This is a genomic window from Corallococcus carmarthensis (assembly GCF_003611695.1).
GTDB lineage: Bacteria > Myxococcota > Myxococcia > Myxococcales > Myxococcaceae > Corallococcus > Corallococcus carmarthensis.
Window position 1 is genome coordinate 15,562 of sequence record NZ_RAWE01000125.1, and the last position, 12,903, is coordinate 28,464.

1 protein-coding gene (only partly in view) is annotated in these 12,903 nt (G+C 71.5%); it reads left to right on the plus strand.

Annotated features, from left to right (window positions below):
* Positions 1-12,903 carry part of the coding region annotated (locus D7X32_RS46990; protein ID WP_244239215.1) for a non-ribosomal peptide synthase/polyketide synthase on the plus strand (this coding region is incomplete at both ends). 15,561 nt of the annotated region lie to the left of the window's left edge, so 12,903 of the 28,464 annotated nt are shown.

Consider the following 12,903-nt stretch of genomic DNA (forward strand, 5'->3'; position numbering starts at 1 on the left):
GCGCGGATGGCCGCGTGGAGCCGGTGGCCTCGCCGTCCCGTCTCCCCCCGCCGTCCGTGGCGCGTCCCGCCGTCGTAGAAGCGCCGCGTCCCGCCGTGGCGCCCGTCGCCGCGCGCGCCGCGACCCCGGCCGTGAACGAGGGCCCGCCGCCCATTCCGCGCGTCGGACGCGATCGGCCGCTGCCCCTGTCCTTCGCGCAGCAGCGTCACTGGTACCTCCAGCAGTTGGATCCCGGCAGCGGCGCGTACAACAACCCGTCCCTCTTCCGCCTCGTCGGGGACCTGGACGTGGACGCGCTCCAGGCCGCGCTGGACGCGATGGTGGCGCGGCATGAAGTGCTGCGCACCACGTACGCGCTGGAGGGCGACCGCGCGGTGCAGAACATCCACCCGCCGCATGGCCTGCCGCTTGAGCGCCGCGACGTCGAGGGTGAGACGCCCGAGGCCCGCGAAGCGGAGATGCAGCGCTTCTGCAGGGCCTACGTGCTGTTGCCCCTGGACCTGGAGAAGGACGTGCTGCGCGCGACGCTGCTGCGCCTGGAGCCCCAGGTGCACGTGCTGGCGGTCGTCCTCCACCATGCGATCTCCGACGCGTGGTGCAACATGGTCGTCGCGCACGAGCTGACGGCGAACTACGCCGCGTTCCGCGCGGGCCAGCCGTCGCCGCTGCCGCCGCTGCCAGTGCAGTACGCGGACTACGCCGTGTGGCAGCGCGCCTGGTTGGAGGGCGGCGTGATGGAGGCGCAGCTCGCCTGGTGGAAGCAGCAGCTCACCGGGGCGCCCACGCTGGAGCTGCCCACGGACCGGCCGCGTCCCGCCGTCCAGTCCTTCGAGGGTGCGCGCCACCGCTTCGCGTTCCCAGCCGACGTGTCCGCGCCGCTGCTGGCATTGGGCCGCCGCAATGGCGCCACGCCGTTCATGGTGATGATGGCGCTCTTCCAGACGCTGCTGTCGCGCTACTCGGGCCAGGAGGACTTCGTCATCGGCACGCCCATCGCGGGCCGCACGCGTCCGGAGATCGAGTGGCTGATGGGCTGCTTCATCAACACCCTGCCCTTCCGCTCGAGGCTGTCCGGCCAGCCGTCCTTCGTGGAGCTGCTGGGCCGCGTGCGCACGCAGGCCCTGGAGTCCTACGCGCGCCAGGACGCACCGTTCGAGCGCGTGCTGGAGACGCTGGAACTCCCTCGCGACCTGAGCCGCACGCCGGTCTTCCAGGTCACCCTCAACGTCATCAACACGCCGGAGGCCCGGGCCGAGCTGCCGTCCCTGGCGCTGAGCCAGGCGGAGGTTCCCACCGACACGGCCAAGTTCGACCTGGCCCTGGAGGTGCTGGAGAGCCGCACGGGCATCTCCTGCCACCTGGAGTACGCCACCGCCCTCTTCGACGAAGCCACCGTCGCGAGCATGGCGGAGCACCTGGTGGTGCTCGCGCGGGAGCTCGTCGCGGCTCCGGAAGCCCCGCTCGCGACGCTGTCGTTGCTCACGCCGTCAGCGCGCGAACAGGTGCTGCGCGGCTGGAACGACACGCGCACGGACTTCCCGTCCGGCGCCACGCTCCACCACCTCTTCGAGGCCCAGGCCGAACGCACGCCGGAGGCCATCGCGCTCCAGTTCGAGGATCAGCGCCTCACGTACGCGCAGCTCGAAGCCCGGGCCAACCAGCTCGCGCACCACCTCAGGGCTCGCGGCGTCGGCCCGGAGACGCTGGTGGGCGTCTGCATGGAACGCTCGCTGGAGATGGTCGTCGCGCTCCTGGGCATCCTGAAGTCTGGCGCGGCCTACGTGCCGTTGGATCCGGCCACGCCCGCGGAACGGCTCGCCGGGCTGCTGGAGGACACCGCCGCGCCCGTGCTCCTCATCCAGGAGCGCTTCCGCGCCGCGCTGCCTCCGCATGCCGCGCCCGTTATCGCGATGGACGCCCAGTGGGAAGTCATCGCGCGTGAGTCCACTGCCCGCCCCGGGCCACTAGCGGATGATGACACCCTCGCCTACGTCATCTTCACGTCGGGCAGTACCGGCCGCCCCAAGGGCGCGATGAACGCGCACGCGGGTGTCGTCAACCGCCTGCGCTGGATGCAGGCGCGCTACGGCCTGACGCCTTCCGACACGGTGTTGCAGAAGACGCCGTTCAGCTTCGACGTGTCCGTGTGGGAGTTCTTCTGGCCCCTGATGACGGGCGCGCGGCTGGTACTCGCGCGGCCCGGCGGACATCAGGAGCCGGACTACCTGGTGGCGCTGATGGCCCGCGAGGGTGTGACGACCGCGCACTTCGTGCCGTCCATGTTGCGCGCCTTCGTCGAAGAGCCCGGCCTGGAGTCCCTGACGCAACTGCGTCAGGTGATGTGCAGCGGCGAAGCCCTGCCCGCGGACCTGGTGCTCCGTGCACAGGCGCGCATGCCGCACGCCACGCTGCACAACCTCTACGGCCCCACCGAGGCGGCCGTGGACGTCACATCCTGGGAGTGCCCGCGCGACGAGGCACTGCGAGTCGTCCCCATCGGCAGGCCCGTGGCCAACACGCGCATGTACGTCCTGGATGCCCACGGCCAGCCCGTGCCCATGGGCATCCCGGGTGAGCTGTTCATCGGCGGCGTGCAGGTGGGCCGTGGCTACTGGAGACGCCCTGCCCTCACGGCCGAGCGCTTCATCCCCGACGCCATCAGCGACACGCCCGGTGCCCGTCTGTACCGCACGGGGGACATCGCCCGGTGGCGCGCGGACGGCACGCTGGAGTACCTGGGCCGCACCGACTTCCAGGTGAAGCTGCGCGGCTTCCGCATCGAGCTGGGCGACATCGAAGCCGCGTTGCTCTCCCATCCAGACGTCCGTGAGGCCGTGGCCGTGGTGCGCGAGGACGCGCCCGGTGCGCGGCGCCTGGTCGCCTATGTCGTCTCGGGCGGCGACGTGGATCCGGCTTCCCTGCGGGCCCTCCTGTCTCAGCGGCTGCCGGAGTACATGGTGCCCGCGGTCTTCATCCCGCTGCCGGCGCTGCCGTTGACCTCCAGCGGCAAGGTGGACCGCAAGGCGCTGCCCACGCCGGACGTCCAGCGCGCCTCGAAGCGGAAGTACGTGGCGCCCCGCACGGAGCTGGAGCGGACGCTCTCGGAGGTCCTCGCTCAGGTGCTGCGCGTCGAACGCGTGGGGCTCGATGACAACTTCTTCGAACTGGGAGGCGACTCCATCATCAGCCTCCAGGCCATCGCGAGGGCAAGGCAGGCCGGCGTGACGTTGTTCGTCCGCGACCTGTTCCAGCATCCGACGCTGGGAGCCCTGGCGTCGGTGGCGCGTGTGAGCGAGGCCCGCTCCGCGGAACAGGGACCGGTGGTGGGCGAGGTGCCGCTCATGCCCATCCAGCGCCAGCTGCTGGAGCGCGACCCCGCGCACGCCCACCACTTCAACCAGGTGCTGCTGCTCCAGGCGCGCCAGCCGTTGATGGCGGCGCGGTTGGAGCAGGCGCTCCAGGCGCTGGTGATCCACCACGACGCCCTGCGCCTGCGCTTCATGCGCGAGGACGGGGGCGCCTGGCGCCAGCACGACGCCGCGCCCGAGGAGGCCCGGGTCTCCCTGCTCCAGGTGGACCTTTCCGCGCTTCCCGCCGGAATGCGCGCGGCTCGGCTGGAGGAGGAGGCCCAGCGCCTCCAGGCCTCGTTCGAGCTGGCCCGGCCGCCGCTGCTGCGCGCCGCGCTCTTCCACTTCGGCGCCGGACAGGAGCAGCGGCTGCTGCTGATCCTCCATCACCTGGTGGTGGACGCCGTGTCCTGGCGGGTGCTCGTGGAGGACCTGGAGGCCACCTACCTGCGGCTGCTCGCGGGCCAGTCTCCGTCGCTTCCCGCCAAGACGACCTCCGTCCTCGCATGGGCCCGCAGGCTGGAAGCCCACGCCCTCTCCGACGCCCTGCATGCCCAGACGTCCCTCTGGCTCGACGAGGCCCGGCGTGACGTGGCGCCACTGCCCACGGATGGCTCCGGGCCCGGCACCGTGGGTTCGCAGCGCACCGTGTCCGTCCGCCTGGACGTAGAAGAGACCCGGCTGTTGCTTCAGGAGACGCCGGGGGCCTGGCGGGCGCGGATCAACGACGTGCTGTTGACCGCCCTGGCCCTGGCCCTGCGCGAGTGGACGGGCCAGTCGCGCCTGCTCATCGACCTGGAGGGACACGGGCGCGAGGAGCTCTTCGCGGACGCGGACGTGTCCCGCACCGTGGGGTGGTTCACGTCACTCACGCCCGCCCTGTTCCAGCTGCCGGAAAACGGCTCCGCCGGGGACTGCCTGCGCACGGTGCGCGACTCCATGAGCGAGTGGCCTGACCGGGGCATCGGCTTTGGCCTGCTGCGCTTCATGGGTCCCGGCGACGTCCGCCAGCGGCTCGCGGCCCTGCCGTCCGCGCAGGTGGTCTTCAACTACCTGGGGCAGCTCGACGGTTCCACCGGCGCCAGCACCCTCTTCTCCCTGGGCAGCGAGCCCACCGGCACGACGGTGGCGCCCCAGGCCCTGCGCGCGCACCTGCTGGCCGTGGACGGCTTCGTGGTGGACGGCCGGCTGCGGATGGACTTCGGTTTCAGTGACGAGTGGCACCGCGCCGCCACCATCGAGTCCCTGGCCCAGGCCTTCACGCGGGCGCTGCGGGACCTCATCACCCAGCGTCACACTGACGACGCGCGCCGCAAGACGCCCGGCGACTTCCCGCTGGCCCGGATCCCCCAGCCTTCGTTGGACGCACTGCTCGCCGCGCAGGGCCCCACGGTCGAGGACCTCTACCCGCTCTCCCCCGTGCAGCAAGGCATGCTCTTCCATGCGTTGTACGCCCCGGCTGGCGGCGCGTACTTCACGCAGAGCGCCTGGTCGATCCACTCGCCCGTGGACCTCGGGTTGTTCCGCAAGACGTGGCAGGCGGTGGTCGACCGCAACGCCGTCCTGCGCACCGCCTTCGTCTGGGAGGGACTGGACGCTCCGCTCCAGGCCGTCCACTCGCAGGCGCTGCTCCCCTTCGAACTGCATGACTGGCGCCATCTGTCCGGACCGGAGCAGCAGGCCGGCCTGGAGCGCTTGGAATCAGAGGACCGGGCGCGAGGCTTCGACCTCTCGCGGGCGCCGCTGATGCGGGTGAGCGCGGTGCGGTTGGGGGAACAGCACTGGCGCTTCATCTGGAGCCATCACCACCTGCTGCTGGACGGCTGGAGCACCGGCCTGTTCTTCCAGGAGGTCTTCGCCCTCTACGACGCGTTCCGCACCGGGACCTCGTTGCCAGCCGTGTCGCGCGCCTCGTTCCGCGACTACATCGCGTGGCTGCGCAAGGCGGACCCCGTGAGCGACGAGGCCTTCTGGCGCGCGCAGCTCGCCGGCCTGTCCACCCCCACGCCGCTGCCCGGTGAGCTTCCCGCGATGGCGCGGCCGTCCGGCGAGGGCCACCCGTTGGAGACGCGGCTGGAGCTTCCGGAGAAGCGCACCGCGGAGCTGCAGGCGTTCGCGCGCCAGCACCAGCTGACACTCAACACGCTGGCACAGGCGGCCTGGGCGTTGGTACTGGCGCGCCACGCGGACACGCGCGACGTGCTCTTCGGCACCACGCTCGCGGGCCGTCCGCCGGAGCTGCCGGGCTCGGAAGCGATGCTGGGGATGCTCATCACGACGCTACCTGTCCGCGTCGTGCTGCCCGAGGCGTCAGCGCCCGTACTGCCCTGGCTCCAGGAGCTCCAGGCCCAGCAACTGGGCATCCAGCAGCACCAGCACACGCCGCTCGTCACCGCGCAGGGTTGGAGCGACATGCCGCGAGGCACGCCGCTCTTCCAGTCGCTGCTGGTCTTCGAGAACTACCCCCTCGACGAGGCCCTGCTGCGGCGCTCCACGGCGCTGGACGTGCGGGACCTGAGCATCGGCGAGTCCACGAACTACCCGCTGCTGGCCACCGTGATGCCGGCCCCGAAGCTCCTGCTCCACCTGACCCATGACTCCCACCGCTTCACCGCCGACACGGTCCAGCGGCTCCTGGGCCAGTGGCGGCAGGCGTTGGAGGAACTGACCCGGCCCGGAGCCCGGCTGGCCGACGTGTCCCTCCTCCCCGCCGAGGACCGCGCGTGGCTGCTGCGCACCGGCACCGGTGACACCGTGGACTTCGAGCGCGAGTCCACGGTGCACGCGCGCTTCGAACGGCAGGCCGCGGAGACGCCGGACGCAGACGCTGTGGTCTACGAGGAAACGACGCTCAGCTACCGGCAGCTCAACACGCGGGCGAACCAGCTCGCATGGCATCTGCGGTCGCTGGGCGTGGGCCCGGAAGTGACAGTGGCCCTCTGCCTGGAGCGTTCGGCGGAGGCCATCGTCGCGCTGCTCGCGGTGCTCAAGGCAGGAGGCGCCTTCGTGCCGCTGGACCCGTCCGCGCCCGCCGCGCGCAAGTCGTTCGTCCTCAAGGATTCTGGCGCGTCCGTGCTGGTGACGACGCGGGCGCTGCAAGAAGCATGGCAGCCGGATGTGCCCCAGGTGGTGCGGCTGGACGAAGAACCTGTCCGACTGTCCGACAGGTTTTGGGAGGCCGCGCCGGGGACGGCGGGCAGCGAACTGGTCCGACTGTCGGACCAGTTTGTTGAGGCCGGGCCGGGAGCCGGGGGCGGCGAACCTGTCCGACTGTCGGACCAGTTCGCGGAGAACCCGCCGCCGGCGGCGAGGGCGGGAAACCTCGCCTACGTCATCTACACGTCGGGCTCCACCGGAGCGCCGAAGGGCGTGATGGTGCAGCACCGCTCGGTGCTCCACCTGCACCAGGCGATGACGCAGAGCATCTATGAGGGCCTGCCGCGCGCGCAGCGCATCACCGTGAACGCGCCGCTGTACTTCGACGCGTCCATCGAACAGGTGATCCAGCTGCTGGACGGCCACTGCCTGGTCATCGTCCCGGAGGACGTGCGCCTGGAGCCGGAGGTCATGCTCGGGTGGCTGGAGCGTCAGCGCATCGACGTACTGGACAGCACCCCGTCGCAGCTCAAGCTCCTGCTGTCCGCGGGAATGCTGGAGCGGGCCCACGCCCCCACCCGGCTCTCCATCGGCGGTGAGGCGATGGACGAGGTGACGTGGCGGCAGCTCGCCACGGCGAAACGCACGCGTGGCTACAACGGGTACGGCCCCACGGAGGTCACCGTGGACGCGACGACCGTGGCCGTCCAGGGCGCCCCCCAGCCGCTGCCCATCATCGGTCGGCCGATAGCCAACCTGCGCGCCTACGTGCTCGACGCGAGCCTGCGCCTGGCGCCCATCGGGACGCCGGGAGAGCTGTGCCTCTCGGGTGAAGGCGTCACTCGAGGCTACCTCGGCCAGCCCTCGCTCACGGCCGAGCGCTTCCTGCCGGATCCGTTCAGCCCGGAGCCCGGAGCGCGCCTCTACCGCACGGGCGACAAGGCCCGCTGGCGCGAGGACGGCACGCTCGACTTCATGGGCCGCCTGGACTTCCAGGTGAAGCTGCGCGGCAACCGCATCGAACTGGGCGAGATTGAAGCCACGCTGCGCGCTCACCCCGGCATCCGGGATGCGGTGGCGCAGGTCCACGGCGACCGGCTCATCGCGTACGTCGCGCCCCAGGTGGACACGTCGCCCCTACGCGAACACCTGCGCCAGCACCTGCCGGAGTACATGGTGCCCGCCGCGTTCATCGCGCTGGACGCCCTGCCCCTCACGCCCAACGGCAAGGTGGACCGCAAGGCGCTGCCCACGCCGGATGCCGCGCCGGTCACCGAGCGCGTCATCGAGCCGCCCGCGACGCCCACCGAGGCGGCGCTGGTCCCGCTGTGGTCCCAGGTGCTGCGAGTCCCCGCCGTGGGACGCCACGACGGCTTCTTCGAGCTGGGCGGCCACTCGCTGCTGGCCACGCAGTTGGTGTCACGCGTGCGCACGCACTTCGGCGTGGAGCTGCCCCTGCGCGCCCTGCTGGAAGGCCCCACGGTCGCGGCGCTGGCCGAACGCATCGACGCGCTCCTGCATCCGGAGTCCGAGGGCCCGGAGGCCACCACCTCCGCCCTGCCCGCGCTGATCCGCACGGAGCGGCCCGACGAACTACCCCTGTCGTTCGCGCAGCACCGGCTGTGGTTCATCGAGCAGCTCGGCACCGCGGGCAACGCCTACAGCCTTCCGAGCATGCTGGAGCTGGACGGCACGCTGGACATCATCGTGATGCTGGCCGCGTTCGACGAACTGGTGCGCCGTCACGAAGCGCTGCGCACCACGTTCCGCTCGCACGAAGGCACACCGTCGCAGGTCATCCATCCGCCCTTCCCCATGCCGCTGCGCCACGTGGACCTGTCCGCGTTGCCGGCGGCGGAGGCGCGCGAGGCGGAGGCTTCGCGGCTGGCGATGGAGGAGACGCGCGCCCCGTTCGACCTGGAGCAGGGCCCGCTGTTCCGCGGGCTCCTGATGAAGCTCGGGCCCACGAAGCACCGGCTGCTGCTCAACACGCACCACATCGTCTCCGACGGCTGGTCCACGGGCGTGCTGGTGCGGGAGATGGGCGCGCTCTACGCGGCGTTCTCCGCGGAGCAGCCCTCGCCGCTGCCGGAGCTGCCGGTGCAGGCCGCCGACCACGCGCTCTGGCAGCGCGGCTGGCTCCAGGGTGACGTGCTGGAGTCGCAGGTGGCGTACTGGCGCGGGCAGTTGGAAGGCGCCGCGCCCTACCTGGAGCTGCCCACGGACCATCCGCGTCCGGCGCGCCAGTCCTTCCGGGCGGGCGTGCAGCCCATGACCCTGCCGCGCGACCTGAGCGAAGCCTTGGAGGCCCTGGCGCGCCAGACCGCGACCACGCCCTTCATGGTGCTGCTCGCGGCCTTCCAGGTGCTGCTGCACCGGTACGCGGGCCAGGAGGACGTGCTCGTGGGGTCGCCCATCGCGGGCCGCCGTCACGCGGAGGCCGAGGACCTCATCGGCTACTTCGCGAACACGGTGGTGTTGCGCACGCGGGTCCGCGACACGCTCCGCTTCCGCGAGCTGCTGGACGCAGTGCGCGCCACCACGCTGGGCGCGTACGAGCACCAGGATCTGCCGTTCGAGAAGCTGGTGGAGGTGCTCCACCCGGAGCGAGACCTGGGCCGCACGCCGCTGTTCCAGGTGACCTTCACGCTCCAGAACGCGCCCATGCCGGAGCTGTCCCTGCCGGGCCTGACGCTGCGCCCGCTGGAGGCCAACCCGGAGGTCATCCTCTTCGACCTCCAGTTCCTGCTGACGCGCACGCCGGACGGCTTCGACGGTGGCCTCGTCTTCAACCAGGACCTGTTCGAACCGTCCACGGTGGCTGGCATGGCGGAGCACCTGCGCGTGCTGCTGGAGGCCGCCGTCCGCGCGCCGGACACGAAGCTGTCGCAGCTGCCGTGGCTGACGGAGGCGGAGCGGCAGCGGCTGCTCATCGGGTGGAACGACACCGCCCACGACTACCCGCGCGACGCGTCCGTGTCCGCACTCTTCGCGGAGCAGGCCGCGCGCACGCCGGACGCCATCGCGCTGAAGTCCGGCGCGCGGACGCTCACGTACGCGGCGTTGGATCGCGCGTCGAACCAGCTCGCGCACCACCTGCGGCGCCAGGGCGTGCGGCCCGGCCACCGGGTGGGCCTGTGCCTGGAACGCTCGTTCGACCTCATCACCGGTCTGCTGGGCATCCTCAAGGCCGGCGCGGCCTACGTGCCGGTGGACGCGAAGGCGCCCGCGGAGCGCATCACCTGGATGCTCCAGGCGGCCAGCGTCAGCGTGCTCGTCACGCAGGAGGCCCTGGCGGACGAGTTGCCGCAGGTCACGGACCTCCAGGTCCTGATGGACGAGGATGCAGCCCAACTGGAGCGGCAGCCGGAGACGGCTCTGGACGTAGCGGTGCCCGCCGACGCGCTTGCCTACGTGATGTTCACGTCGGGCAGCACCGGCCGGCCCAAAGGCGTCAGTGTCCCGCACCGGAGCATCACCCGTCTGGTGCGCGGCGCGGACTTCATCCACTTCGGGCCCGAGGAGGTCTTCCTCCAACTGGCCCCCATCGCATTCGACGCCTCCACGCTGGAAGTCTGGGGCGCGCTCCTCAACGGAGCGACGCTGGTGCTGGCACCGCCGAAGGCGCTGTCGCTGGAGGAGACGGCTGCGCTGCTGCGGCGCGAGGGCATCACCACGCTGTGGCTTACCGCCGCCCTCTTCGAGCAGATGGTGCTCCACCAGGGCGACGCGCTGGCCCGGGTGAAGCAGGTGCTGGCGGGTGGCGATGTGCTGCCCGTGGAGCGCGTGCGCGAACACCTGAAGCGGCTGCCTCCAGGCGCCGTGCTGGTCAACGGCTACGGCCCCACGGAGAACACCACGTTCTCCGCCACGCACACGCTGCGCCCCGGTGACGCCGTGGGCCGCTCGGTGCCCATTGGCCGGCCGCTGACGAACTCCACGGCATGGGTGCTGGACACGGCGCTCCAGCCCGTGCCGCCGGGCGTGCCGGGCACACTCCACGTCGGTGGAGACGGCCTGGCCTGGGGCTACCTCCAGCGCCCGGACCTGACCGCCGAACGCTTCATCCCCCACCCCTTCGCCACTGAACCGGGCGCGCGTCTCTACGACACGGGCGACCGAGTGCGCTGGCAGCCCGACGGGACGTTGGAGTTCCTGGGCCGCACCGACTTCCAGGTGAAGCTGCGCGGCTACCGCGTGGAGCCGGGTGAAATCGAAGCCGTGCTGCGCCAGTCGCCGGAGGTCGAGGAGGCGGTGGTCGTGGTGCGCGAGGACGTACCGGGCGACCGGCGCCTCGTGGCCTACGTGGTGAGCGGTGAAGTGGAAGGCCTGGACACGGGCGCGCTGCGGGCAGCCGTGCAGAAGCAGCTGCCGGACTACATGGTGCCCTCGGCCATCGTGGTGCTGCCGAAGCTGCCCCTGAGCCCCAACGGCAAGGTGGACCGCAAGGCCCTGCCCGCGCCACAGGCCCGCGCCGCGGACACCGAGTCCGCTACGCCGCGGAGCGCGCTGGAGAAGGCGCTCGCGGACATATGGGCGGAGGTGCTGCACCTGGAGACCGTGGACATCGACGGTGACTTCTTCGAGCTGGGGGGGCACTCGCTGCTGGCCACGCAGGTGGTGTCGCGCATCCGTTCATCGCTGGGCGTGGAGCTGCCGCTGGGCGACCTGTTCCGGGCGCCCACGGTGGCCTTGCTTGCGGAGCGGTTGGTGAACGCGCGCCGCACCCAGGCCCCACCGCTGGTCCGTGCCGCGAGGACGGCCGCGCCGCCGCTGTCGTTCGCGCAGCAGCGGCTGTGGTTCATCGACCAATTGGAGCCGGGCAGCCCGCTGTACAACATGCCGCTGGCGCTGAGCCTCACCGGCGACCTGGATGTGGAAGCGCTGCGCTTCGGTCTGGACACGCTGATGGCGCGGCATGAATCCCTGCGCACCACCTTCCGCATGGAGGCGGGCAAGCCGGTGCAGGACATCCATGCGGGGGGCCACGTTCCCCTGGAGCTGGTGGACCTGACGGGCCTGGGCAGCCGCGCCGCGAGGCAGGCCGAAGCCCAGCGCCTGGGCCACGCGGAAACGCTGCGCCCGTTCGACCTGACACGCGGGCCAGTGATCCGCGCGTTGCTCATGAAGCTGGACGCGCGCGAGCACGTGCTGGTGCTGCACCTGCACCACATCGTGTCCGACGGCTGGTCGCTGGGCATCCTCGTGCGAGAGCTCACGGCCCTCTACGAGGCCAGGCGCGCGGGCCGCTCCGCCGCCCTGCCGGAGCTGCCGGTGCAGTACGCGGACTTCGCGGTCTGGCAGCGCGGCTGGCTCCAGGGCGGCGTGCTGCAAGCACAGGTGGAGTGGTGGAAGCAGCAGTTGTCCGGGGCGCCCTTCGTGCTGGACGTGCCCACGGACCGGCCGAGAACCACGACCTCCACGCAGCGTGGCGGCCTGGTCCGCGTGACGCTGCCGCGTGTCCTGAGCGAGCGCATGGAAGCGCTGGCGCAAGCCGAAGGCGCCACGCCCTTCATGGCGCTCCTGGCGGCGTTCCAGGCCGTGCTGTCGCGAGTGTCCGGGCAGGATGATGTGCTGGTGGGATCGCCCATCGCGAACCGCCGGCAGGCGGAGACGGAGGGCCTCATCGGCTTCTTCGTGAACATGTTGGTGCTGCGTGGCCGGTTCAGCGCGAGGACGACGTTCCGCGAGCTATTGGCCCAGGTGCGCGCCACCACGCTAGGCGCATACGAACACCAGGACATCCCCTTCGAACACCTGGTGGAGGCGCTCCAGCCCGAGCGAGACCTGGGCCGCACGCCGCTGTTCCAGGCGATGTTCGCGCTCCAGAACGCGCCCGTGCCGGAGCTGGCCGTGCCCGGCCTGTCCGTGGCCCCGGCCCACTTCGAGGGCGGCACGCCGTCCCAGTTCGAATTGGCGCTGGACCTGAACCGGACCCGCGACGGCTACGAGGGCCGCTTCCACTTCGCAGCGGAGTTGTTCGACACGGGCACCATCGAGCGGCTCGCCGCGCACCTGCGCCGGCTGCTGGAGGCCGTGTGCGACGCGCCGGACCTTCCGCTGGCGGACGTGTCGCTCGTGTCACCGGAGGAGCTGGTGCGGCTGGTCCGCACGGGCAGCGGTGAGCTGGTGGACTTCGAGCGCGACGCCACGCTGCATCTCCTCATCGAGCGGCAGGTGGCGCGCACTCCAGACGCCCCGGCCGTCGTGTTCGAGGAGACGGCGCTGACGTACCGGCAGCTCGACACGCGGGCCAACCAGCTCGCGTGGCGGCTGCGCTCCATGGGGGTGGGGCCGGAAGTGAAGGTGGCTCTGTGCCTGGAGCGTTCAGTCGAGGCCATCGTGGCGATCCTCGCGGTGCTCAAGGCCGGTGGCGCCTTCGTCCCGCTGGATCCTTCCGCCCCGGCAGCGCGCAGGGACTTCGTGCTGCGTGACAGCGGAGCGGCCGTGCTCGTCACGA